This window comes from Bacillus mojavensis, from assembly GCF_012648005.1.
Classification (GTDB): Bacteria; Bacillota; Bacilli; order Bacillales; family Bacillaceae; genus Bacillus; species Bacillus mojavensis.
Map to the genome: position 1 here is coordinate 1,449,915 of NZ_CP051464.1, position 24,027 is coordinate 1,473,941.

Genomic DNA, 24,027 nt, shown 5'->3' on the forward strand with positions numbered 1-24,027 from the left:
AGGAGAGGAATCATGAAAAAGGAAAAAGCAATTGTCGTATTTAGCGGCGGCCAAGACAGTACTACATGTTTACTGTGGGCGTTAAAGGAATTTGAAGAAGTTGAAACTGTAACTTTTCATTATAATCAGCGTCATTCGCAGGAAGTTGAAGTGGCGAAGGGGATTGCGGATAAGCTTGGCGTGAAAAATCATTTGCTTGATATGTCACTTTTGAACCAGCTTGCGCCTAATGCCCTGACGAGAAATGATATAGAAATTGAAGCAAAAGACGGCGAGCTGCCATCAACATTTGTTCCAGGCCGTAACTTAGTATTCTTATCTTTTGCGTCTATCCTGGCGTATCAAATTGGCGCCCGTCATATTATCACAGGCGTTTGTGAAACGGACTTCAGCGGCTATCCAGACTGCCGTGATGAATTCGTTAAATCTTGCAATGTGACGGTGAACCTGGCCATGGAGAAGCCATTTGTGATTCATACACCGCTCATGTGGCTGAATAAGGCAGAAACGTGGAAACTTGCTGACGAACTGGGCGCGCTTGATTTTGTGAAGAACAACACGCTCACATGCTATAACGGCGTGATCGCAGACGGATGCGGCGAATGTCCGGCATGTCACCTTCGCTCCAGAGGCTATGAAGAATATATGGCGATGAAAGGAGAGAGGGCATAAATTGTTATCTCAAATATATCCACAGGTCCAGCATCCATATTCATTTGAATTGAATAAGGACATGCAAATCTCTGCCGCTCATTTTATTCCGCGTGAAAGTGCGGGAGCGTGCAGCAGGGTGCACGGGCATACGTATACCGTAAATATTACCGTTGCCGGTGATGAGCTTGACGATTCCGGCTTTCTCGTGAATTTCAGTGTGCTCAAAAAACTGGTTCACGGCTCCTATGATCATACGCTTTTAAATGATCATGAAGAATTTGCTAAGGACGACCGGTATTCGCTGCCGACAACTGAAGTCGTGGCAAAAACGATCTATGACAAAGTGCAGGCTTATTTAAACACACTGGAGAATAAACCAAGCTGTGTGCAGGTGTTTGTCCGTGAAACACCAACCAGTTATTGTGTTTACCGTCCGAAAAAGGGTGGTTTGAATGGCTAAAGGAATTCCTGTATTAGAAATTTTCGGCCCGACGATTCAAGGGGAGGGCATGGTGATCGGACAGAAGACAATGTTTGTCCGTACAGCTGGCTGTGATTATTCCTGCAGCTGGTGTGACTCCGCCTTCACTTGGGACGGATCTGCTAAAAAAGATATTCGCTGGATGACAGCCGAGGAGATTTTTTCAGAGCTTAAGGAGATTGGAGGAGACGCGTTTTCTCACGTAACCATCTCCGGCGGAAACCCGGCGCTGTTAAAACAGCTGGATGCTTTGATAGAGCTGCTGAAGGAAAACAATATCCGTGCAGCTCTCGAAACACAGGGGACAGTCTATCAGGATTGGTTTACACTGATCGATGATCTGACGATTTCACCTAAACCACCAAGTTCGAAAATGGTGACGAACTTTAATAAGCTGGATCACATTTTGACATCACTGAAAGAGAATAACAGACAGCATGCTGTCAGCTTGAAGGTTGTCATTTTTAATGATGAAGATCTCGAGTTTGCCAAAACTGTACACAAACGCTACCCGGGAATACCGTTTTATCTGCAAGTCGGGAACGATGATGTGCATACGGCAGATGACAAATCACTCATTGCACATTTACTTGGAAAATATGAAGCGCTTGTTGATCAGGTCGCTGCCGATGCGGAGCTGAATCTCGTCAGAGTGCTTCCGCAGCTGCATACCCTGTTATGGGGCAACAAAAGAGGAGTTTAATAGGAAGGAAGATAAATATGACGACAAGAAAAGAATCCGAATTAGAAGGTGTAACACTGCTTGGCAACCAAGGAACAAATTATTTGTTTGAATATGCGCCGGACGTGCTGGAATCCTTTCCAAATAAACATGTAAACCGTGATTATTTTGTAAAATTCAACTGCCCTGAATTCACATCTTTATGCCCGAAAACAGGACAGCCTGACTTCGCAACAATTTACATCAGCTATATTCCTGATGAAAAAATGGTGGAGAGCAAATCACTAAAGCTGTACCTGTTCAGCTTCAGAAACCATGGAGACTTCCACGAAGATTGCATGAACATCATCATGAACGACTTGATTGAATTAATGGACCCGCGCTACATTGAAGTATGGGGCAAATTCACGCCAAGAGGCGGAATTTCCATTGATCCGTACACAAACTACGGAAAACCTGGCACGAAGTATGAGAAAATGGCCGAGTACCGCATGATGAATCATGACTTGTATCCGGAGACGATTGATAATCGTTAATTTTTCCGTTGTGTGATGCGCAGTGTTCAACGAAGTGAGGTCACAGTAAAATACGAACATTTAGCGTCAGTTTTAGGCGGAAATGTGACCAAGTCACAATTTGGCGGCCCTCTTGTGACCATACCGTGACCGAAAATATATAAATGTGTGACCACGATCCTCGCTTTTTGGCGGGGATTTTTTATTTGATTCGATTTAGTTTTCAACATAATTATATGAGGTGATTTTTAATTATTGTGTAGGTCAGAATCGATATTTACCGAACAATTTGATTCGATAGCGCCTCGGTAGCATCTTCATGCGTTAGTTCGTCGTGTTGTTAGTGAATAATTTCGTTCACTGTTTTATGTTCGTTTTTTAGATATAAAAAGAAATTTTTATTTAGTTATATCAATGAAATTTTCGTAAAAAAGACGCCGATTTATTCAGCGTCCTCTTCTTCTGCTTCATCTATTTCGAATAGCTCCTCGATTTCTACTTCCAGCGCCTTCGCAATCGAGTATACGTACCAGTTTTCGTGGCGACTGTTCTTATTGAATCACGATATTGAATCTTGTGTTACGCCGGATGCTTCGGATAGTCTTACTCTCACGTGTAATGTAAAATGAATTATCGAAAGGGTGATTCTATAAAAAAATACATTTTTATCCTAATAATAATAATTATTATAGCAGTTGGAGGTTATAATGAAGAATATTAATGATAAAAATGAACAGGCAGAAGAGGTAAAGATTGCTCAAGAACGCATGGATATCAAAGCGAAATAGATCCAATGGGTGGAATAGAGGTATTTGGCTGTTACAACGATGATACAGCGAATAAATTTGACGGTATTTATGATAAGGCAAAGGACAAGATTATCGGGCACACTATAGATGCTGTAAGAATGTAGAGATAAAGACTGCGATTATTAATAAGACGCCACGCTGACGTCTTTATTTTTGTATTATATCTTCAATAACCTTCTTAATCCTCCGTGTTCTAGAATTGAATAATACAAAAAAAGACGAGTGAATCCGGGGGGAATGCCACTCGTCACCTTCTAATGAAAGACGGGATGCTGGATGGCAGCTCGTCTGTTTTATTATAAAATATCGAACGTATGTTTGTAAAGGCGTCTTTTTTAAAGAAATGGTTAATCAGAACAGATTCATTGTAAACGTTAGCTGCGTTATGTTAAGACGCATGAATTGATAAGGAGTGATACAAAGTGAAAACATTGCGTTTAAACGATGTCACGTTAGAAATGTCTGCATTTCAAGAAGAGAGCGAGCCCAAGCGGAAAATTGCCTTTACCTTACACGTTACCTGTGAGGCTTATCATGATATCGCTGTGCTGTTATATGAAAAGACATTTAACGTCGAAGTTCCGGAAAGAGATCTTGCCTTCCGCGGTGAAATCACAAATTATTCAACGTCATTGACCAACCTGTACGAAGCGGGAGCCGTGAGTGAATTTTATATCGAAATAACGGAAACAGATGCGAACGCCGATTTATAATTGGTGTTTTTTTGATGAAAAAAGCTGCCGGCCGGCAGCTTTTGAGAAAGCTAATTTGATATGTAAGGTGTTTAATTGTTTGTCTAGCAGTTTTTGCAAATGCGTGTGGATGAAGGAGGATTTAATAGGAGTCTTTGATGATCTTGTAATTTTTATGATTTACAACGGTCAGTGAATCTAGCTCAAGATCCCGATAGTTATCCATAATGGTAACATCTACGATTACAGAATTCTCATTAACTTTTTCAACAACACCGGTTAACCCGTTTTTAAATTCAATGACGTTTCCGACCTTAGCGATTTTCACAAGCTTCCTCTCCTTTAAACATAATAATTCCTTTTGAAAGTATTAAACAGTATTTTCATTGAGAAGTAAAGCGATAAGGAGTTTTATCGTCCTAAGGAATTGTCCTGGCGCAGGAAAAATGATATATTGATTTTCGTTCAAAGATTGAAAAGGGGGAGTTTTGATTGCGTCCCGAAGATATAACAGAACAGATTGAGCAGCTGCGTACCGGTGAAATAAAAGAACTGAGAGTCCAAAAAGAACACTTTCTTGATTTTAGAGCCGTTTTATCGAAACAGGACGATTTTAAGCATTTCCGAGGCATTGCCCAGCAAGGCGGAGATGTGGTGTTTCAATATTTAGAACAGCCAAGAAGCTAAAAGGTTTCTCATTAGTGAGAAGCCTTTTTATCATATATGACAGAACAGTAGTTATTTATTACAAACGTTGTAACATACGTAAATTAAATGTAAAACGGAAAAAGTGGAAAAAAATGCTTTGGATTGACAAGATTTATAGAAAATGAGGCTGTTTTTTTGCCATTAATCAGTGCGTCACCCGGTATATTCCATCCTGATACCTGTTTGGGAGAGTTGGAAAATCTTTTTCCGTGAAATTGGTTTGATCTCTTGTTAAGGTTATGAAGTGTTTTTTGAGCACTTAAGGAGGAAACTGTATGACGACAAAATTTACTGCTCTAGCTGTTTTTCTTCTTTGTTTCATGCCTGCTTCGAAAATTGAACATACACAAGCTTCACTACTGAACACAAAGAAGACAAACCATGAAGAAGCTAAGCTGCTTACCCATATAAATCATGACACAGACATATCTTTCTCTTCACTGTCTGCTGATGAGGACAAGAAAAAAATAAAGCCGATCAAGCTTTCAGCGAACACTGAAAAGAAAGAAGAACAATCAGAGAAAACGAATGAGAAGAAAGAAACTTATTCTCAGTCTGAAAAAGAATTGCTTTCCCGACTCGTTCACGCAGAAGCGAAGGGCGAATCCTATGAAGGCAAGGTCGCTGTTGCAAGCGTCGTGCTGAATAGGACGGATAAGAAGGGCTTTCCCGATACAATCAGAGGGGTTATTTATCAGAAAAATGCCTTTGAACCTGTCGCAAACGGAAGCATTAATCAAGAGCCTGACAAAGAATCAATTGAGGCTGTTGAAGAAGCGATGTCATCTAAGGACAGAGAAACAGAAGCCCTTTTCTTTTATAACCCGAAAACGGCGTCAGATGACTGGATTCGCTCAAGGAAAATCATTGAAAAAATCGGCAGGCATGTCTTTGCCATATAAGCATAGAAGAGACCATTCGTCTCAGCTGTGCTTTTTTTTATAGAAAGAGTAAAAATAAAATAATTTTTGAACTTGTCTCATATGATGTTGATAGTACAAGAGACAAGGAGAGACATCATGAATCGATTTGTAAAAGGGATTATTCTTTTATCCATTGCCGCCTTTTTCGCCGAATGCCTTGAATTTGTCGTGAATATGATTTTGGCGCGCGAGCTTGGCGAGCACGGGATGGGGCTTTACATGAGTATTTTGCCTACCATCTTTTTAATTATTGTCATCGCAAGCCTGGAGCTGCCTATATCAATTTCTAAATTTATTGCTGAATCAAATCCAAAGCTCCATGAAAGCATGCTGAGGCACGCCTTTCGAATGACAGCTGTTTTCACAGCCTTTTCCACTGCCGCCGCCAGTATTGCGCTTCCTTTTATTCCGGTGTTTGATACATATCACCCGTTTATCAAAGGAATCGTCATCGGCTTGATTCCTATTGTCGCCTTTACGTCAATTGCCAGAGGCTACTTCATGGGTGTGCAAAAAATGGGGAAGATCGCAATCGCTAATGTACTCAAAAAAATCATTCAGCTGTTGTGCTTGTTCATCTTTTTTCAATGGTACTCGTTTGAGCTGGACATGGCTGTGCTGATTTCGCTGTTTGTCCTTGTCGTGAGCGATGTGATCGTGCTTGTGTACTTGTATTCGCAGTTTATTCTGGCGAGACGTGCGGTATCGGGCCAGCAGCATATCCATTTACGCGGGAAAGATGTTAGAAAAAGACTGCTGGCCGTATCGATTCCGACAACCGGGCTGCGCATTTTTCACGCTGTGGTCAATGCCATTGAGCCCTTTTTAGTAAAAGGAGCGCTTTTGGCCGCGGGCGTTGCCGGGACAACTGCAATCGATCAATACGGCATGCTTGCCGGAGTGGCTGTGACGATAGGGGCGTTTCCTGCTTTTATCGCCCACTCGCTAATGGTCGTCATGATTCCGAGTATTTCTGAAGCTTATTCTCTCTCTCAATATGACATCGTATTAAAAAGGCTGAAGCAGTCGATCTTTATCACGTTTGGATACGGTATACCAGCTGTCTGGATCATGTTCCAGTTTGCGGAGCCCTTGACCCATCTGTTTTTTCACTCTCCAGAAGCACAATATTATTTGCAGCTTTTGTGGCCGTACTTTCTCTTTCATTTATTTGTGATGCCCCTTCAGGCATGTTTAATTGGGATGGGCTTTGTCAAAGAAGCTTTTTATCATAACGTGTGGAGCCATCTCGTTGCGTTGAGTATGATGTATGTGCTGGGTTCAATGGAAAACCTTCAAATGCTCGGTATTATCCTTGGGATGAATACAGGTATGATTTTGCTGACGAGCCTACATTATACAACGATCTGCAAAGCGCTGCGTGTATCTGTTTTTCTGACGGGAGGAAACCGAACGCCGCGGATTGAAGGATGATAAATCTCTAGCGGGGCAAGCTATTTGAAAAGCATGAAAGGAAGATTCCATGTTGACGAAACGCTTGACCCTCACTACTTGCCTAATCTTATTTGCTATGATTTCATGGCTGCCTCTTTCGGCACAGGCTGCCAATAAACAGCCTGCTGTTCCTGCGGTTTTTCTCATGAAAACGATAGAAGGGGAGGATATCTCCATCCCCAATAAAGGGCAGAAAACGATCCTTCATTTTTGGACTTCATGGTGTCCGCCCTGCAAAAAGGAACTTCCTCAGTTCCAATCATTTTATGAGGCTCATCGATCTGACAGTGTGAAGCTGGTAACGGTCAATTTAGTCAATTCAGAACAAAATCAGCAAGTCGTTGAAGACTTTATCAAAGCAAACCACCTGACCTTTCCGATTGTTCTCGACACAAAAGGGGATTTGATGAAGGAATATCATATTATAACGATTCCTACCTCGTTTTTGCTGAATGAAAAGGGTGAAATTGAGGAAACAAAAGTGGGGCCGATGACGGCAGAACAATTGAAAGAATGGACGAAAGAATAAGCTGAGAGCGTAGCCTTTCAGCTTTTTTGTCATATAATGAAAGGTGAACAGTTATTAATGATAATTATTATCAAAAAGAAATTAAAATAATTATAATTGAAATTCTCTTTCTGCATGCTATAATTAAGAAGACATCATGAAATGACCCAACGATGAAGCTGCCTTTTGGGCGGCGATTTTTGTTTTTATAAGAGAAATGAAGATGATTTACGTTCTCAATTAGGGAGGAGAATTCGATATGGATGAACAAGTGATGCTCCAACATGATCAGCATCAGCCTTTAAAGAAAGAACAGCCAGAAAAAAGCTGGACTCAGCATGCGGAACTTATCGCAGCCCTGGTGTCAGGTGCTCTTATTTTAGCAGGCTGGCTCCTTTCCGCACATCAGTTGTTATCGGTAACGCTATATTTGCTGGCCTTTGTCATCGGCGGATTTGCTAAAGCGAAAGAAGGAATCGAAGAAACGCTTGAATCCAAAACGCTGAATGTCGAGCTTTTAATGATTTTTGCAGCCGTGGGTTCCGCATTGATTGGGTACTGGGCAGAGGGTGCCGTTTTAATCTTTATTTTTTCCTTAAGCGGAGCTTTAGAAACATACACGATGAATAAAAGCAGCAGGGATTTAACTTCTTTAATGAAGCTTGAACCTGAAGAAGCAACGCTGATTGTAAACGGCGAAACCAAAAGGGTACCGGTTGCAGATATAAAGGCCGGTGATAAGATTGTTATCAAACCTGGGGAACGGGTGGCAGCTGACGGGGTTATTGAATCTGGTTCTACAAGCCTTGACGAATCAGCGTTAACGGGCGAATCGATGCCTGTAGAAAAAAACGCCGGCGATGCTGTATATACGGGAACTGTTAACCGCAACGGCTCCCTGACCGTCCGTGTTACAAAAGCAAACGAAGATTCTTTATTCCGAAAGATTATCAAATTGGTGGAATCTGCGCAAAACAGTGTATCACCTGCGCAAGCCTTTATCGAACGGTTTGAAAATGCATATGTAAAAGGCGTTCTGATCGTGGTGGGGCTGCTGTTATTTGTCCCACATTTTGCACTTGGCTGGAGCTGGAGTGAAACCTTTTATCGCGCGATGGTATTTATGGTGGTTGCGTCACCTTGCGCACTTGTTGCGTCCATCATGCCGGCAGCGCTGTCCTTGATATCAAATGGCGCCCGCAACGGCATGCTGGTGAAAGGAAGTGTATTTCTTGAACAGCTGGGATCTGTGCAAATGATCGCTTTTGACAAGACCGGGACTGTAACAAAAGGCCAGCCTGCGGTTGAGACGGTCAAAATTGCGGAAGGATACGAAGAAACGGAAGTACTTGAAGCTGTCTATGCGATTGAGAAGCAGTCCAGCCACCCGCTCGCGCAAGCCATTGCCGGCTACGCTGAAAGCCGCGGCATCAACAAGTCAGGCTACATATCAATCGAAGAAACATCAGGCTTTGGTGTAATGGCTGTAGTGGCGGGTGCCAAATGGAAAGTCGGAAAAGCAGGCTTTATTGGGGAAGAATTGGCAGCTCAATTTTTGAACCAATCTGCATCAGATATCCTTCAAAATGGCCAACACACCATTGTGTTTGTGAAAAAGGACGACCACATTGCCGGCTGTATCGCTCTGAAAGACCAAATCAGACCTGAAGCAAAAGAAGTCATGGATGAACTAAGCCGTCTGGGGATTAAAACGGCCATGCTGACGGGAGATCACGAAGACACGGCTCAAGCGATAGCGAAGGAAGCGGGAATGACAACTGTTGCAGCAGAATGTCTGCCTGACCAAAAAGTAAATGAAGTGAAACGATTAAAAGAAGAGTTCGGGACGATTGCAATGGTCGGAGACGGAATCAACGACGCGCCGGCACTAAAAGCGGCGGATGTCGGTATTGCAATGGGCGGCGGAACAGATGTGGCGCTTGAAACTGCTGATATGGTGCTCATGCAAAACGATTTGAAAAAACTCGTAAAAATGTGCCGTTTATCACGGAAAATGAACAGGATTGTAAAGCAGAATATCGTATTTTCTCTCGCAGTCATTTGCCTCCTTATTTGTGCAAACTTTTTACAGTTGATGGAATTGCCGTTTGGCGTTATCGGCCACGAAGGAAGTACAATCTTGGTGATTTTAAACGGCTTAAGGCTTTTAAAATAAAAAACAGCGGTCCAAATGGACAGCTGTTTTTTTATGGATCAAGTTTTACTTTCCTTTGCTTTTTTTCTTGATCTGGCCTTTTCATCACGATGATGAGAGCAAGGATGCAGCAAAGGAAGCCGGCTGCACAGCCTATGATAGAGCTGTAATAATAAAAATTCACCAGCTTCATACCGACAAAAGGAGCGGAAATTCCCACAACTGTTAACAGCACAACTGCCTTACGTCTGAAAAATTTCATCAGCAAACGGAACAACTCCCTGCGTTTCACTCTCCTCTCAGTATACAAGATGACCGGCAGGAAATAAAATGATGGATAAAGGAAAGTCGCCGTGCAAGGCAAACACCCGTAAAACCTGTTACAATATATAAAGAACAACGCATGGCAAAAGGCAGGGAGGAACAAGAAATGAACAGAATACAACGCATATCTTCATGGCTGAAGGAAGCGGGGCATACTGCCGCATTTATTCATACGAAAGAAAATGTATTTTACTTAACCGGTTTTTATACAGAGCCGCATGAACGTGTAATGGGTTTGTTTATCTTTCAAGAGGAGGAGCCATTTTTCGTTTGTCCGGGAATGGAGGCAGATCAGGCCCGAAATGCCGGATGGAATCACGAAATTATTGGCTATGCCGATCACGAAAATCCATGGGAGCTCATTGAAAAAGCTCTCAAAAAACGAAATGTCAGCATACATACGCTTGCCGTGGAAAAGGATTCAATCTCGCTTTCGCGTGCCGAACAACTGAAGCATTCAGCTGGAGGGGCACAATTTGTATCAGCAGAAGAAACCCTTAACCAGTTTCGTCTGATTAAAGACGAGCATGAAATTAAATTGCTGAAAGAGGCGGCAAAGCTTGCCGATTTTGGTGTTGAAGTCGGGACAGCTGCTTTGCGTGAAGGCATCAGTGAGGTGGAAGTTCTTGCTCAGATTGAGTATGAGTTGAAGAAAAAAGGAATTCAGGGCATGTCTTTCTCGACAATGGTGCTATTCGGCAAAAAATCAGGTCAGCCTCACGGAAATCCGGGTACAGCCACATTAAAGAAAGGCGATTTTGTCTTGTTTGACCTGGGTGTTATTATGGATGGCTACTGCTCTGATATCACGCGAACCTTTGCCTACAAAACAATCAATCCGAAGCAGGAAGAAATTTACGAGACGGTGCTTCAAGCGGAAAAAGCCGCGATAGAAGCTAGCAACCCAGGCGTGAGAATCGGAGATCTCGATTTAACTGCCCGCGGAATCATTGAAAAAGCCGGATATGGAGAATATTTCCCTCACCGGCTGGGCCATGGTCTCGGCATTTCAGTGCATGAGTACCCGTCGATGAGCAAAGCCAATGACACGCTGCTGCAAGAAGGAATGGTTTACACAATCGAACCGGGCATTTATGTGCCGGATGTTGGCGGCGTACGTATTGAAGATGACGTTCACGTAACAAAAGAGGGGGCAGTTACGCTGACTCAATATCCGAAGGAATTAACGATATTGCCGTAACAAGGCAGAGATAAAAAAGGACTTTGTTCTCGACATCGTCCTTTTTTATCTGCTTTAAATAAAAAAATCATCAAACGTCCGAAATGGTTTCACTTCATGTTTTTGATTGAGCGGTCTTACAGCCAGGCAGCTTCCGCCCAGAACGGCCAGACATAATCCAATTAAAATGAAGAAACCCATGTAAATCTTCTCCTTTCAGCAAAAACCATCTAATCTGTCGGTACGTTCTTATCGTATTGTATGAAACGCATTCCAGATCAAGGGAAATCAGAAAGAAGGGAATTTATGGCTAATATTAAAGACATTGCAGATAAAGCCGGTGTCTCCGTTACGACGGTTTCCAGAGTCATAAACAATCATCCTTATGTCAGTGAAGAGAAAAGAAAAAGAGTGCTTGAAGCAATGGAAGTTTTGGAGTACACAAGAAATGTCCACGCTGTGCATCTGTCGAAGGGGTTTTCAAACATGATCGGTGTCGTGATGCCGACGATCAGCCTTCCTTATTTTGCGGAGATGATGGCGGGAATCGCAGACGCTGCCGCAGAGTCGGGCATTCACCTCTCTTTGTTCCAGACAAATTATGACGTGAAGAAAGAAATCTTTGCACTGTCCCAGTTAAAACAGCGCCAGGTTGACGGTTTGATTTTTTGTTCGAAGGCACTGTCTGATGACAAGCTCAAGGAGTGGGAAGGCCCGATACTGCTTTGTCAGAATTCAAACAAGGAGGGATTTTCCACAATCAGCATTCCCCATCAAGCCGCATTCCGGGACGGACTCGACTACTTAATCGCCAAAGGGCACAAAAAAATAGCGATTTGCTTAGCGAGAAAAAAAGGCATGAACAGTCATATTCGCATCAAAGCATATAAAGATGCATTGGAAGAGATCGGAGAAACATTCAAGGAAGAATGGGTGATTGAGAAAGCGATTACAATGAACGACGGAAAAGCGCTTTTTCATAAATGGAACAGATGGAGGGAAAGGCCGACGGCTATTTTTGTCGCCAATGACCAGGTATCGGCAGGGCTTATATTGGAAGCGAGAGCTCAGCAAGTGTCTGTTCCGGATGAACTTGCGATCTTAAGCTTTGATAACCATGAAATCAGCCAATTGCTTGGGATATCGACCATTGATATTCAAGCGAAGGAAATGGGCAAGCAGGCGTTTGCCATGCTGGAAAAAAGGATTCAGGGCCAGCCGATTGAAAGCAAGGTTCTTGATTACCGTCTCATTGAAAGATCAACTGTTTAGTGAAAGCATGAAAAAAGGTTTGACGCGCATTCCGTTCGTTATGTACGATATGAGGTATTGAATGACAAAGGAGCTGAGGATCGTGAATGGGTCCTTTACAGTGAAAAAGGTACTGAATAATAACGTATTAATTGCTTCTCATCATAAATACAGTGAAGTAGTTTTGATCGGAAAAGGAATTGGTTTCGGAAAAAAACAAGATGATGTGATTGAAGATAAAGGGTACGATAAAATGTTCATTTTAAAGGATGAAAAGGAACAGAAGCAGTTTAAAAAGCTCCTCGACTATGTTGATGAAAAGCTCGTTGATATTTCAAACGATGTCATATATCACATCAGCAATCGGACAAACCGCTCACTAAATGAACATATTCATATTGCACTGACTGACCATATTGCATTTGCAATCAAGAGGCAGCAGCAGGGCTTTGACATGAAAAATCCTTTCTTAATGGAGACGCAGTCACTTTATCCGGATGAATATCAGATAGCCCAAGAAGTCATTGACATTATCAATGAAAAAGCGGGAATCTGCCTTCCGGAAGGGGAGATTGGTTTTATCGCCCTGCACATTCATTCAGCTCTGACGAATCGCCCGCTGTCAGAAGTCAACAAGCACTCACAGCTGATGGCGCAGCTTGTAGAGGTGATTGAAGACTCGTTTCAAATGAAAGTAAATAAAGAAAGCGTCAACTATTTACGGCTTATCAGGCACATCAGATTTACGATAGAAAGAATTAAAAAAGAGGAACCGACTAAAGAACCAGAAAAATTAATGTTGTTATTGAAAAATGAATATCCGCTATGCTACAATACAGCTTGGAAATTGATTAAAATCTTGCAGCAAACATTGAAGAAACCAGTTCATGAGGCGGAAGCGGTTTATCTCACGCTTCATCTGTACCGATTAACCAATAAAATTTCATAAATTCAGTTTATCCTTTAAAAACGTGTTACTGATCCGATCAGGCATGAGTGATTGAGGGGAAAAAACGGGAAGTCCATTCTCGTTCTTTTGCGCACCCTATTTTGCTCATGCCTTTTTTGTTGTGTAAAAGGGCAAATGTAAACGGTTAAACTGGAAGACTTACGCCTGTGAATTCGTTGTCATGATTTTTAGCTGTAAGGTCAGACTAGTAAAAAGAGGAGGTCAATTCTTATGTTTAAAGCATTATTCGGCGTTCTTCAAAAAATTGGGCGTGCGCTTATGCTTCCAGTTGCGATCCTTCCGGCTGCGGGTATTTTGCTTGCGATCGGGAATGCAATGCAAAACAAGGACATGATCCAAGTCCTGCATTTCCTGAGCAATGACAATGTTCAGCTCGTAGCGGGTGTGATGGAAAGCGCTGGACAGATTGTTTTCGATAACCTTCCGCTTCTTTTCGCAGTAGGTGTAGCCATCGGGCTTGCCAACGGAGATGGAGTTGCCGGGATAGCAGCAATTATCGGTTATCTGGTGATGAACGTATCCATGAGTGCGGTTCTTCTTGCAAACGGAACCATTCCTTCCGATTCAATCGAAAGAGCCAAGTTCTTCACGGAAAACCACCCGGCATATGTAAACATGCTCGGCATACCTACCTTGGCGACAGGGGTATTCGGCGGTATTATCGTCGGTGTGCTGGCGGCATTGCTGTTTAACAAATTTTATACAATTGAATTGCCGCAATATCTTGGTTTCTTTGCGGGTAAACGTTTCGTACCGATTATTACGTCAATTTCCGCACTGATTCTGGGTCTTATCATGTTAGTGATCTGGCCTCCGATCCAGCATGGATTGAATGCCTTTTCAACTGGATTAGTGGAAGCGAATCCAACCCTTGCTGCATTTATCTTCGGGGTCATTGAACGTTCACTTATTCCATTTGGTCTGCATCACATTTTCTACTCGCCGTTCTGGTATGAATTCTTCAGCTACAAAAGTGCAGCCGGAGAGATCATCCGCGGGGATCAGCGCATCTTTATGGCGCAGATTAAAGACGGCGTACAGTTAACAGCAGGTACGTTCATGACAGGTAAATATCCATTTATGATGTTTGGTCTTCCTGCTGCGGCACTTGCGATTTATCATGAAGCAAAACCGCAAAACAAAAAACTTGTTGCAGGTATTATGGGTTCAGCAGCACTGACATCCTTCCTGACAGGGATCACAGAGCCATTGGAATTCTCATTCCTATTCGTTGCCCCTGTCCTGTTTGCGATCCACTGTGTGTTTGCAGGGCTTTCATTCATGGTCATGCAGCTGTTGAATGTGAAGATTGGTATGACATTCTCCGGCGGTTTAATTGACTACTTCCTTTTCGGTATTTTACCGAACCGGACAGCATGGTGGCTTGTCATCCCTGTTGGTTTAGGGATTGCGGTTATTTACTACTTCGGATTCCGATTTGCGATCCGCAAATTTAATCTGAAAACACCAGGCCGTGAGGATGCTTCAGCTGAAACAGCAGCATCTGGGAAAACAGGAGAAGCAGGCGACCTTCCTTACGAGATTCTGCAGGCAATGGGTGACCAAGAAAACATCAAACACCTTGATGCTTGTATCACTCGTCTGCGCGTAACTGTAAACGATCAGAAAAAGGTTGATAAAGACCGTCTGAAACAGCTTGGCGCTTCCGGGGTGCTGGAAGTGGGCAACAACATTCAGGCGATTTTCGGACCGCGTTCTGACGGTTTAAAAACACAAATGCAGGACATCATCGCGGGACGCAAACCAAGACCTGAACCGAAAACATCCGCTGAGGAAGAAGTAGGGCAGCAGGTTGAGGAAGTCATTGCAGAACCGCTGCAAAATGAAATTGGCGAGGAAGTCTTTGTTTCTCCGATTGCTGGTGAAATTCACCCGATTACTGATGTTCCTGACCAAGTCTTCTCAGGAAAAATGATGGGTGACGGCTTTGCGATCCTTCCTTCTGAGGGCATCGTCGTTTCTCCGGTACGAGGAAAAATACTAAATGTTTTCCCGACAAAACATGCAATCGGCCTGCAATCCGACGGAGGAAAAGAAATTTTGATCCACTTCGGCATTGATACAGTCAGCCTCAAGGGCGAAGGGTTTACGTCTTTCGTATCAGAAGGGGACCGCGTTGAGCCTGGACAAAAGCTTCTTGAAGTTGATTTGGACGCAGTAAAACCGAATGTACCGTCTCTGATGACACCGATCGTATTTACGAACCTTGCTGAAGGAGAAACAGTCAGCATTAAGGCAAGCGGATCAGTTAACAGAGAGCAAGAAGACATTGTGAAGATTGAAAAATAAGGGTATATAGTACGCTGTGCTTGTCAGATGACAAGTACGGCTGTATGATATAATATTGTGAAGTAATAAAGCTTTAAGTTAAAAGGAGAATGATAAAAATGGCACAAAAAACATTCAAAGTAACTGCAGATTCTGGAATTCACGCTCGTCCTGCGACAGTTCTTGTACAAACTGCAAGCAAATACGACGCTGACGTTAATTTGGAATATAACGGCAAAACTGTAAACCTTAAATCAATCATGGGTGTTATGTCTCTTGGAATCGCTAAAGGCGCTGAAATCACAATTTCTGCAGCTGGCGCTGACGAAAACGATGCTCTTAACGCTTTAGAAGAAACAATGAAAAGCGAAGGACTCGGCGAGTAATGCAAGAATTAAAAGGGATTGGTGCTTCAGCCGGCATCGCGATTGCAAAAGCGTACCGGCTTGAAGAGCCAGATTTAACGGTTGAAAAGAAAAACATCTCTGATTCTGAAGCGGAAGTAAGCCGTTTTGAAGAAGCGATTGCACGTTCTAAAGAAGAGCTCGAAAAAATCAAAGAGCATGCTTTGAAAGAACTGGGTCAGGATAAAGCTGATATTTTTTCTGCTCACCTTTTAGTCCTCAGTGACCCTGAGCTTCTGAATCCTGTGAAAGAAAAAATCAGCTCTGATTCTGTGAACGCTGAATTCGCTTTAAAAGAAACGTCTTCTATGTTCGTTACCATGTTTGAATCAATGGACAACGAATATATGAAAGAGCGTGCGGCAGATATCCGCGACGTAACAAAACGCGTAACCGGCCACCTGCTTGGCGTTGAAATTCCAAACCCAAGCATGATTTCAGAAGAGGTTATTATTGTAGCTGAAGACTTAACACCGTCTGATACAGCTCAATTAAACCGTGAGTTCGTTAAAGGATTCACAACTGATATCGGCGGACGCACATCTCACTCTGCCATCATGGCGCGTTCTCTTGAGATTCCGGCAGTTGTTGGAACGAAAGCGGCTACAGGCACGATCCAAAACGGCGTGACTGTTATCGTTGACGGTATTAATGGGGATGTCATTATCGATCCTTCTGCGGAAACTGTAAAAGAGTATGAAGAAAAACATAACGCTTATTTAGCTCAAAAAGCAGAGTGGGCGAAGCTGGTCAATGAACCGACTGTATCAAAAGACGGTCATCATGTAGAGCTTGCAGCGAATATCGGTACTCCAGATGATGTGAAGGGTGTTCTTGAAAACGGCGGAGAAGCAGTTGGTCTTTACCGTACAGAATTCCTTTACATGGGAAGAGATCAGCTGCCTACAGAAGATGAACAGTTTGATGCTTATAAAACGGTTCTTGAGCGTATGGAAGGAAAATCAGTTGTCGTGCGGACACTTGATATCGGCGGAGACAAAGAGCTTCCTTACCTGCAGCTTCCTAAAGAAATGAACCCGTTCTTGGGATACAGAGCAATTCGTCTTTGCCTTGAAGAGCAAGAGATCTTCAGAACACAGCTTCGCGCGCTGCTTCGTGCAAGTACATACGGAAACTTGAAAATCATGTTCCCTATGATTGCGACAGTTAACGAATTCAAAGAAGCGAAAGCGATCCTTCTTGAAGAGAAAGAAAAGCTTGTCAAAGCGGGACAACCTGTATCTGACGATATTGAAGTCGGTATGATGGTTGAGATTCCGTCGACTGCAGTCATCGCTGATCAGTTTGCTAAAGAAGTTGACTTCTTCAGTATCGGAACAAATGATTTGATCCAATACACAATGGCAGCTGACCGTATGAATGAACGTGTAGCTTACCTGTATCAGCCATACAACCCTGCAATCCTTCGCTTAATTACACTCGTAATTGAAGCGGCACATAAAGAAGGAAAATGGGTCGGCATGTGCGGAGAAATGGCAGGAGACGAAATTGCGATTCCGATTCTTCTTGGCTTAGGCTTAGATGAGTTCTCAATGAGCGCAACTTCTATTCTTCCGGCAAGAACTCAAATCAGCAAATTGTCTAAACAAGAAGCTGAGTCATTCAAAGAGAAAATCTTATCTATGAGCACGACAGAAGAAGTTGTCGCGTTCGTAAAAGAAACATTCAAGTAATGCGCAAAAACCAGACGGCCTCCGGCCTGTCTGGTTTTTTTTCATAATCAGGGTTGCAGCGGGGCACAATAACATGGCTAGGAGGGATAGAATGTCAAACGAATTTAACGCAGGAGATACAGTCTACGTGATCTACAGAAATCCGCACGCCGCCAATGTTGCTCATATAAAGGAAGCTGAAATTGTGCATCATCCATACCATGAGGGTGAGCTTTCCCTGTTTATATTTGAAACCTACCATCCGTTTGCCGAGGATGATGCTGTTTTTGCAAGCTATGAAGAAGCAAAAACACTTTACAAAGAATTGTTTGATATCGATCCGTACGAGTAACAAGGAAAACATTACAACTCATATCCTTTCCGTTTTATGAGAAAAGTAACGGTAGAAAAGGAAAAGGAAAAGGATGTGGCACCATGCAGAACCCATTTGTTCCGCAGCTCGTTTATATTGAACCGAGAGCAATGGAATATCCATTGGCACAGGAATTACATGATAAATTTGAAAAAATGGGCATCGAAATCAGAGAAACGACGTCCCATAACCAAGTGCGCAATATTCCTGGTAAAAACCATCTGCAGCAATACCGTAATGCAAAATCAACGTTAGTAGTTGGTGTCCGAAAAACATTGAAGTTTGATTCTTCAAAACCGTCAGCTGAATATGCGATTCCGTTTGCGACAGGCTGTATGGGGCATTGCCATTACTGCTATTTACAAACCACAATGGGAACAAAACCCTATATTAGAACCTATGTAAACGTCGAAGAAATATTGGATCAGGCAGATCAGTATATGAAAGAACGTGCACCGGAGTTTACAAGGTTTGAGGCTTCATGTACCTCTGATATTGTGGGCATCGACCATTTGACACACACGCTCAAGCACGCCATTGAACATTTCGGACAGAGTGAGCTTGGCAAGCTCAGGTTTGTCACAAAGTTTCACCATGTTGACCACCTTTTGGATGCTAAACATAACGGAAAAACAAGATTCAGATTCAGCATAAATGCTGACTATGTGATTAAGAATTTTGAGCCGGGAACCTCTCCTCTCGATAAACGGATTGAAGCGGCTGTAAAAGTAGCGAAAGCAGGCTACCCGCTAGGCTTTATTGTTGCGCCGATATACATTCACGAAGGCTGGGAGGAAGGATACAGACATCTGTTTGAAAAGCTGGATGCTGCTTTGCCGCAGGACGTCAGACATGATGTTACCTTTGAATTAATTCAGCATCGTTTTACAAAACCGGCCAAACGAGTGATAGAGAAGAATTATCCGAAGACGAAGCTAGAATTAGATGAAGAAAAACGTCGCTATAAATGGGGACGTTACGGAATCGGAAAATATATTTATCAGAAAGATGAAGAACATGTGCTTCGAGAAACACTCGAATCTTATATCGATACGTATTTTCCTAATGCGAAAATTGAATATTTCACGTAAACGGGCTGTCAGTTTTACAGCTCGTTTTTTCATAAAAGGGATTTTTCCACTCCATCAAAACCCCGTAATTCAGCGATTCTTCATCGTCTAAATAATTACTGACGATACAGAGCGGTGAACGGCCGCAATGCAGGAGAAATGACAGTACAGGATCTTTCTTTTTTCCTTCTATTACATCCTCTACATATTGTGAAGCGCTGATCTCGTGGGCGTACTTATGATAAAAAGGAATACGTCCGCCGCCGAGTAACCGCTCCATTCGCTTTTCAACGGCTAATTCATACATCGTATTCATCAGCCATTTTCCTATTCCAATCTTCCGGTAATGCGGTGAAACCGAAATATCAACTACATATAATGTATTTGCCTGCGGATCATGACATGTAATATAGCCGTTATCTGTTGTCTCCGCCCATGTATGCTCGGGAGCATCGGGATCAAAATGCACGATAAGGGCAGTCATCGAACCGACGATTTCACCATTAACCAGCGCGCATAAAGCCCCTTCCGGAAAAGTGTTGATATGGCTGTCAAGCTGTTCTTCTGACCACAGCAATTCCTGCGGAAATGGAGGGGGAAAACACTCTTGCTGAAGAGAAAGCAATCCCTTAATGTCTGTTTTTGAATAATTTCTGATCGTCAGCCGCTCAAATTTAATGCCATTATGGACATACATCTGTTTAAAAATGACAATCACTCCCTCTCATGCTGTTTATTATATCGTAATCAAACTGCTGAAACACAATTTTTAATGAATATTCTGTGTTTTTAATATCATTTATTTTATGATTATTCATTTTTTGGGTGAAAAGGCCGATATAGAAATTAGGAGGGGATTGGTTTGTTTAAAAAACTTCACATGAAAATTGCTGTTTTTGTTTCTATCATGTTAATCGTTACAGTTGTTCTTTTAATGCTTTCTTCTTACCTGACGTTAAAACCGATGATTACAGAGGATGGGAAAAACACGACACAAAACGTAACAAACTCGCTTGAACAAAATATTGAACTGCAATTAAAGAGTTATGACATTTCGCTGTTAAGATTGGCAAATGGAGAGGTAACCCGTGCGTTTGTGACAAACTCAAGTAAAGATGCTGCCAGGCTGTTTAATGATGACATCAAACAAATTAAAGAAAACGATGATTATGTAGCGATGGCCTATATTGGCACCGCAAAAAAAGAAATGTTTACATATCCGAAAGCCGAATTCGCAGAAGATTATGACCCGGCTTCTAGAACATGGTATAAGCGCGCGGCTGAAACACCGGATAAAGTCGTCTGGACTGAACCCTATAAAGATGTCGTGACGGGAGAAATGGTCGTCACAGCCTCAAAAGCAATTCTTGACGGGCAGAAGGTGATAGGGGTTGCCAGTTATGATCTGAAACTTTCTTCCATTCAAGCTATGGTAAATAAGCAAAAGGTGCCATACAATGGCTTTGCTTTTTTAGCTGATGCAAGCGGCAATCTTTTAGCACATCCGTCAAACCAAGGAAAAAATATCTCCAAGGACCAAACATTAAAAACCATTGCATCTGACAAAAACGGGATACAAGATGCAAAGGGAAAAATGATTGTGTATCAAACGGTTGGAGAAACGGGATGGAAAGTCGGAACACAATTTGACACAAATCAATTAATGTGGATTTCAGATAAAATGAATCGGGCGAACCTTTTCATCTCACTCATCGCGCTGGCGGTGACGATTATTCTCAGCTACTTCCTCGCCAAAACAATAACCGGGCCGATCCAGCAGCTGATTGCGAAAACAAAGGCTGTCTCTGCAGGCGATTTGACAGTCCACGCAGAGTCAAAGACTAAGGATGAAGTCGGCATGTTAACAAGAGACTTTAATCAGATGGTTGAAAACATGAAGGAAATGGTGGAACAAGTCAGATATTCCTCAGGAAAAGTGTCTGACACCTCTGAACAACTAACAGCTGTCTCCGCTGAAACCAATGAAACGAGCGGACAAATTGCGAAAGCGATCGAAGAAGTGGCAGCAGGGGCAACAGAACAGGCTTCAGAGGTTGAAACCATTAACGAAAAATCGGAAAACCTATCTGCTAAAATCAGACGAATTGCGGATCAGGCAGGCGGCATGAAAGCACGTTCAAAATCCTCAGAGGATGCAAGCTATAAAGGGCTTGACGCTCTCGGCCAGCTGCTGATGAAATCAAACGAAGCCAATACGGAAACAAAGAAAGTCGAAACGATGCTGCTGGATTTAGAAAATCAAACCAAGAATATTGAAGAAGTGGTTACTGCGATTTCAAATATCTCGGATCAAACCAATTTACTTGCCTTAAACGCCAGTATTGAGGCAGCCAGAGCCGGTGAAAGCGGACGCGGATTTGCAGTCGTGGCTGAAGAGGTGCGGAAGCTTGCCGAGCAATCAGCACTTTCCACCAAGCATATCAGTGAGACAGTGAAGTTGATCCAGCTTGAAACAAAAGAGGCTTCCCATGCAATGGTTGAAGCAAGTAAAATGAATGATGAACAAAACAGCGCAATCCATGAGACTGGCGAAGTATTAAACACAATCACGTCGGAAATGCAGTCACTTGTACAAGGTATTGATCAAATTTACGAAGACATACAAAGAATGAGTGAAGAACAGCTTGCCATTTCTGAAGCGATTCAAAGCATCTCAGCTATATCACAGGAATCGGCTGCTGCAGCGGAGGAAGTCAACGCCTCAACCGATGAACAGCTGATCACGCTTGAGAAAGTCAAACACTCAACTGATACATTAAAACATGCTAGCCAAGAGCTTATGAACGCTATTGAGAAATTCACATTATAAATATTGGATACCCAGAACTTTTTCAAGTTTTGGGTTTTTTCATTTTCTAGACTCTACTATATGTTTACTAGATATGGTAGTCTAGACAATGATAAATTTTAACTAAATGAAAACAATACGTCTGGGAGGAATCGCCTTGAAAAAAACAGTCGGTTTTATCGGTCTTGGAGTAATGGGAAACAGTATGGCTTCACATATCCTTAATGATGGACATCCTGTATTGGTGTACACCCGCACAAAAGCAAAAGCGGACAGCATACTGGAAAAAGGTGCGGTATGGAAAGGCACCGTAAAAGATCTTTCAAAAGAAGCTGATGTCATTATTACAATGGTAGGCTATCCCAGTGATGTAGAAGAAGTGTATTTCGGCAGCAACGGAATTATTGAAAATGCTAAAAAAGGCGCGTATCTCATTGATATGACGACTTCTAAACCGTCGTTAGCCAAAAAAATTGCGGAGGCAGCCAAAGAAAAATCATTATGTGCCTTAGACGCACCTGTTTCAGGAGGTGACATCGGCGCGCAAAACGGAACACTGGCGATTATGGTCGGAGGAGAAAAAGAAGCGTTTGAAGCTTGCCTGCCCATCTTCTCTTTAATGGGAGAGAATATTCAATATCAAGGGCCGGCAGGAAGCGGACAGCACACAAAAATGTGTAATCAAATCGCGATTGCAGCAGGTATGATCGGTGTAGCCGAAGCGATGGCTTATGCCCAAAAATCAGGTCTTCAGCCGGAAAACGTCCTGAAGAGCATTACAACTGGAGCGGCAGGAAGCTGGTCATTGTCAAACCTCGCCCCGCGTATGCTGAAAGGTGATTTCGAACCAGGTTTTTACGTAAAGCATTTTATTAAAGATATGGGAATTGCTTTAGAGGAAGCGGAATTAATGGGGGAAGAAATGCCAGGCTTGTCGCTAGCGAAATCATTATATGACCAACTTGCCGTACAAGGAGAAGAAAACAGCGGAACTCAAAGTATATATAAACTTTGGGTGAAATAAAAAGAGATTGCCTGTCAAAACAGGCAATCTCTTTTTATTATTTTCCGATAAATTGCTGTGTCCAGTAGCTGCCTGATTCAACATAACCCACACCGATGTGTGTAAAGTTAGGGTTAAGAATGTTTTTTCTGTGGCCCTCACTGTTCATCCAAGCTTTTACTACTTCTTCAGGTGTTTTTTGTCCTTTAGCAATGTTTTCACCAGCTGTTTTGTAGCTGATTCCGAAAGATTTCATCATATCAAACGGTGAGCCGTAAGTTGGGCTTTGGTGATCAAAATAGTTTTTGTCTTTCATATCCTGTGATTTTGCACGTGCAGATTTGCTTAATGTTTCATCAATTTGAAGCGGTTTTAAACCTTGTTTTTGTCTTTCTGCATTTGTCAGCTCAACAACTTTTTTCTCATATGCACTTACAGATGAAGGTGCAGCTGTTGTTGTATTATTGCTGGTTTTTTCAGCAGTAGCCGGTGCTTTAGCAGCAGTGCTTTGATCAGCGGCTTTTTCAGGAGCCTTTTGAGCTGGCTTTACAGCTTCCGGTTTTTGAACATCCTGAATCTTCATGTTGGATTGTTTCGCATGCTTTTGAAGAAGCTGCTCAAGCTCTTTTTCATTCGCCGCGTTTAGTGTTTTTATATTTGTTTTAATATGTAGCTTTTTCACTACATCCTTAAGTGTAAGGTTTTGCACTGTGTTCCCCGTTTTGACCGTTACCACAGGCTGGCAGGAGAGTTCTTTCGCTGATGCTTGCTGTACGCCTCCGAATGTGAATAATCCAACCGCAGCGGCAGCAGATAAAATAAATGCTTTTTTCATTAGTTCGTAACCTCCTAGAGTTGTTTGTTTTCTACAAAAAAATCATAACATAGCTTTTTTGTCATAAAGAATCCATCACTTTCCTTTGACAAATGATGATTGTCATTTTTGTAATCAAAACGCGCTGAACCGCTGATGACAAGCGAGTCATGTGTATGTAGTGACTTTATCTCACAGTTACATAGCTTCCTATTTTTTGAATCGTTAGTTATATTTTAATGTATTTCATTATTGACAACTTTTTTTATCCCTTTTCGCTGTAAC

25 protein-coding genes are annotated in these 24,027 nt (G+C 42.4%); 20 read left to right on the top strand and 5 right to left on the bottom strand.

All coding sequences use genetic code 11. The annotated features are described in order from the left end of the window. Positions 1-12 precede the first annotated feature (12 nt). The 5 genes from queC to HC660_RS07565 all read left to right on the top strand — a co-directional run bounded on the left by queC (position 13) and on the right by HC660_RS07565 (position 3,854). A complete protein-coding gene (gene queC / locus HC660_RS07545; protein ID WP_168747613.1) occupies positions 13-672 on the top strand; it encodes a 7-cyano-7-deazaguanine synthase QueC in 660 nt (219 codons plus the stop codon). Between the two features lies 1 nt (position 673). Then, positions 674-1,114, top strand: coding sequence for a 6-carboxytetrahydropterin synthase QueD (queD, locus tag HC660_RS07550; RefSeq protein WP_168747614.1), 441 nt, complete (start codon positions 674-676; stop codon positions 1,112-1,114). Beyond that, the gene (queE, locus tag HC660_RS07555; protein WP_010334016.1) at positions 1,107-1,838 is read left to right on the top strand and encodes a 7-carboxy-7-deazaguanine synthase QueE; all 732 of its coding nucleotides are present in this window, start codon (positions 1,107-1,109) and stop codon (positions 1,836-1,838) included. The genes queD and queE overlap by 8 nt, the downstream gene beginning before the upstream one ends. 17 nt (positions 1,839-1,855) lie before the next feature. Beyond that, positions 1,856-2,353 carry a preQ(1) synthase gene (queF, locus tag HC660_RS07560; RefSeq protein ID WP_003218613.1) on the top strand — a complete coding sequence of 166 codons (498 nt, stop codon included), beginning with the start codon at positions 1,856-1,858 and terminating at the stop codon, positions 2,351-2,353. Positions 2,354-3,563: 1,210 nt separating this feature from the next. Then, positions 3,564-3,854, top strand: a complete 291-nt coding sequence (locus HC660_RS07565) for a DUF3219 family protein (protein WP_168747616.1) — start codon at positions 3,564-3,566, stop codon at positions 3,852-3,854. A 121-nt stretch (positions 3,855-3,975) separates the two neighbouring features. On the opposite strand, the gene HC660_RS07570 is transcribed toward HC660_RS07565, so the two are convergent. Continuing rightward, on the bottom strand, positions 3,976-4,161 hold the full coding sequence (locus HC660_RS07570; protein WP_003218620.1) for a YkvS family protein: 186 nt from the start codon (positions 4,159-4,161) through the stop codon (positions 3,976-3,978). A gap of 164 nt (positions 4,162-4,325) precedes the next feature. On the opposite strand from HC660_RS07570, the gene HC660_RS07575 reads away from it, so the two are divergent. The 5 genes from HC660_RS07575 to HC660_RS07595 all read left to right on the top strand — a co-directional run bounded on the left by HC660_RS07575 (position 4,326) and on the right by HC660_RS07595 (position 9,603). Next, a complete protein-coding gene (locus HC660_RS07575; RefSeq protein ID WP_010334023.1) occupies positions 4,326-4,520 on the top strand; it encodes a protein YkzS in 195 nt (64 codons plus the stop codon). A gap of 296 nt (positions 4,521-4,816) precedes the next feature. Beyond that, entirely contained in the window at positions 4,817-5,443 is a 627-nt protein-coding gene (locus HC660_RS07580) for a cell wall hydrolase (protein ID WP_168747618.1), read from the top strand. Between the two features lie 117 nt (positions 5,444-5,560). Further along, the gene (gene ykvU / locus HC660_RS07585; RefSeq protein WP_010334025.1) at positions 5,561-6,898 is read left to right on the top strand and encodes a sporulation protein YkvU; all 1,338 of its coding nucleotides are present in this window, start codon (positions 5,561-5,563) and stop codon (positions 6,896-6,898) included. Positions 6,899-6,947: 49 nt separating this feature from the next. After that, positions 6,948-7,448 carry an endospore biogenesis thiol-disulfide oxidoreductase StoA gene (gene stoA / locus HC660_RS07590; protein WP_168747619.1) on the top strand — a complete coding sequence of 167 codons (501 nt, stop codon included), beginning with the start codon at positions 6,948-6,950 and terminating at the stop codon, positions 7,446-7,448. Positions 7,449-7,686: 238 nt separating this feature from the next. Then, positions 7,687-9,603, top strand: a complete 1,917-nt coding sequence (locus HC660_RS07595; RefSeq protein WP_168747621.1) for a heavy metal translocating P-type ATPase — start codon at positions 7,687-7,689, stop codon at positions 9,601-9,603. 31 nt (positions 9,604-9,634) lie between these two features. Here HC660_RS07595 and HC660_RS07600 read toward each other — a convergent pair whose 3' ends face one another. After that, the gene (locus HC660_RS07600) at positions 9,635-9,850 is read right to left on the bottom strand and encodes a hypothetical protein (protein WP_168747623.1); all 216 of its coding nucleotides are present in this window, start codon (positions 9,848-9,850) and stop codon (positions 9,635-9,637) included. Between the two features lie 162 nt (positions 9,851-10,012). On the opposite strand from HC660_RS07600, the gene HC660_RS07605 reads away from it, so the two are divergent. Next, positions 10,013-11,107: a M24 family metallopeptidase gene (locus HC660_RS07605; protein WP_010334029.1), complete on the top strand. Its 1,095-nt coding sequence runs from the start codon at positions 10,013-10,015 to the stop codon at positions 11,105-11,107. A 54-nt stretch (positions 11,108-11,161) separates the two neighbouring features. Here the strand turns inward: HC660_RS07605 and HC660_RS21225 are convergent, their stop codons facing one another. Then, entirely contained in the window at positions 11,162-11,287 is a 126-nt protein-coding gene (locus HC660_RS21225; protein WP_010334030.1) for a hypothetical protein, read from the bottom strand. 105 nt (positions 11,288-11,392) lie between these two features. Here HC660_RS21225 and HC660_RS07610 point away from each other — a divergent pair, with 105 nt between their 5' ends. The 7 genes from HC660_RS07610 (at position 11,393) to splB (ending at position 19,137) form a co-directional block, all read left to right on the top strand. Further along, the gene (locus tag HC660_RS07610; RefSeq protein ID WP_168747625.1) at positions 11,393-12,358 is read left to right on the top strand and encodes a LacI family DNA-binding transcriptional regulator; all 966 of its coding nucleotides are present in this window, start codon (positions 11,393-11,395) and stop codon (positions 12,356-12,358) included. Positions 12,359-12,419: 61 nt separating this feature from the next. Beyond that, positions 12,420-13,286, top strand: coding sequence for a glucose PTS transporter transcription antiterminator GlcT (gene glcT / locus HC660_RS07615; protein ID WP_026014700.1), 867 nt, complete (start codon positions 12,420-12,422; stop codon positions 13,284-13,286). Positions 13,287-13,517: 231 nt separating this feature from the next. After that, positions 13,518-15,617, top strand: coding sequence for a PTS glucose transporter subunit IIABC (ptsG, locus tag HC660_RS07620; protein ID WP_029441227.1), 2,100 nt, complete (start codon positions 13,518-13,520; stop codon positions 15,615-15,617). A 98-nt stretch (positions 15,618-15,715) separates the two neighbouring features. After that, positions 15,716-15,982, top strand: a complete 267-nt coding sequence (locus HC660_RS07625) for a phosphocarrier protein HPr (protein WP_010334034.1) — start codon at positions 15,716-15,718, stop codon at positions 15,980-15,982. After that, positions 15,982-17,694 carry a phosphoenolpyruvate--protein phosphotransferase gene (gene ptsP, locus HC660_RS07630; RefSeq protein ID WP_029441228.1) on the top strand — a complete coding sequence of 571 codons (1,713 nt, stop codon included), beginning with the start codon at positions 15,982-15,984 and terminating at the stop codon, positions 17,692-17,694. The genes HC660_RS07625 and ptsP overlap by 1 nt, the downstream gene beginning before the upstream one ends. A gap of 91 nt (positions 17,695-17,785) precedes the next feature. Next, positions 17,786-18,025: a splAB operon transcriptional regulator SplA gene (gene splA / locus HC660_RS07635; protein WP_044156104.1), complete on the top strand. Its 240-nt coding sequence runs from the start codon at positions 17,786-17,788 to the stop codon at positions 18,023-18,025. An 83-nt stretch (positions 18,026-18,108) separates the two neighbouring features. Further along, positions 18,109-19,137, top strand: coding sequence for a spore photoproduct lyase (gene splB, locus HC660_RS07640; RefSeq protein ID WP_168747627.1), 1,029 nt, complete (start codon positions 18,109-18,111; stop codon positions 19,135-19,137). Here the strand turns inward: splB and HC660_RS07645 are convergent. Continuing rightward, entirely contained in the window at positions 19,130-19,831 is a 702-nt protein-coding gene (locus HC660_RS07645; RefSeq protein ID WP_168749422.1) for a GNAT family N-acetyltransferase, read from the bottom strand. The genes splB and HC660_RS07645 overlap by 8 nt on opposite strands. Positions 19,832-19,978: 147 nt before the next feature. Between HC660_RS07645 and HC660_RS07650 the strand changes: the two genes are divergently transcribed. Both HC660_RS07650 and HC660_RS07655 read left to right on the top strand, forming a co-directional pair. Continuing rightward, entirely contained in the window at positions 19,979-21,946 is a 1,968-nt protein-coding gene (locus tag HC660_RS07650) for a methyl-accepting chemotaxis protein (protein WP_168747629.1), read from the top strand. Positions 21,947-22,082: 136 nt separating this feature from the next. Further along, positions 22,083-22,949, top strand: a complete 867-nt coding sequence (locus HC660_RS07655; protein ID WP_168747631.1) for an NAD(P)-dependent oxidoreductase — start codon at positions 22,083-22,085, stop codon at positions 22,947-22,949. Between the two features lie 37 nt (positions 22,950-22,986). Here HC660_RS07655 and HC660_RS07660 read toward each other — a convergent pair whose 3' ends face one another. After that, positions 22,987-23,763, bottom strand: coding sequence for a CAP domain-containing protein (locus HC660_RS07660; RefSeq protein WP_029441230.1), 777 nt, complete (start codon positions 23,761-23,763; stop codon positions 22,987-22,989). Positions 23,764-24,027 lie beyond the last annotated feature (264 nt).

Bases quoted from the DNA above. Each gene is read 5' to 3' on its own strand.
- queC (WP_168747613.1), top strand. From the start codon at position 13: ATGAAAAAGGAAAAAGCAATTGTCGTATTTAGCGGCGGCCAAGACAGT.
- queE (WP_010334016.1), top strand. From the start codon at position 1,107: ATGGCTAAAGGAATTCCTGTATTAGAAATTTTCGGCCCGACGATTCAA.
- queF (WP_003218613.1), top strand. From the start codon at position 1,856: ATGACGACAAGAAAAGAATCCGAATTAGAAGGTGTAACACTGCTTGGC.
- HC660_RS07580 (WP_168747618.1), top strand. From the start codon at position 4,817: ATGACGACAAAATTTACTGCTCTAGCTGTTTTTCTTCTTTGTTTCATG.
- ykvU (WP_010334025.1), top strand. From the start codon at position 5,561: ATGAATCGATTTGTAAAAGGGATTATTCTTTTATCCATTGCCGCCTTT.
- stoA (WP_168747619.1), top strand. From the start codon at position 6,948: ATGTTGACGAAACGCTTGACCCTCACTACTTGCCTAATCTTATTTGCT.
- HC660_RS07595 (WP_168747621.1), top strand. From the start codon at position 7,687: ATGGATGAACAAGTGATGCTCCAACATGATCAGCATCAGCCTTTAAAG.
- HC660_RS07605 (WP_010334029.1), top strand. From the start codon at position 10,013: ATGAACAGAATACAACGCATATCTTCATGGCTGAAGGAAGCGGGGCAT.
- HC660_RS21225 (WP_010334030.1), bottom strand. From the start codon at position 11,287: ATGGGTTTCTTCATTTTAATTGGATTATGTCTGGCCGTTCTGGGCGGA.
- HC660_RS07610 (WP_168747625.1), top strand. From the start codon at position 11,393: ATGGCTAATATTAAAGACATTGCAGATAAAGCCGGTGTCTCCGTTACG.
- glcT (WP_026014700.1), top strand. From the start codon at position 12,420: ATGACAAAGGAGCTGAGGATCGTGAATGGGTCCTTTACAGTGAAAAAG.
- ptsG (WP_029441227.1), top strand. From the start codon at position 13,518: ATGTTTAAAGCATTATTCGGCGTTCTTCAAAAAATTGGGCGTGCGCTT.
- HC660_RS07625 (WP_010334034.1), top strand. From the start codon at position 15,716: ATGGCACAAAAAACATTCAAAGTAACTGCAGATTCTGGAATTCACGCT.
- ptsP (WP_029441228.1), top strand. From the start codon at position 15,982: ATGCAAGAATTAAAAGGGATTGGTGCTTCAGCCGGCATCGCGATTGCA.
- splA (WP_044156104.1), top strand. From the start codon at position 17,786: ATGTCAAACGAATTTAACGCAGGAGATACAGTCTACGTGATCTACAGA.
- splB (WP_168747627.1), top strand. From the start codon at position 18,109: ATGCAGAACCCATTTGTTCCGCAGCTCGTTTATATTGAACCGAGAGCA.
- HC660_RS07660 (WP_029441230.1), bottom strand. From the start codon at position 23,763: ATGAAAAAAGCATTTATTTTATCTGCTGCCGCTGCGGTTGGATTATTC.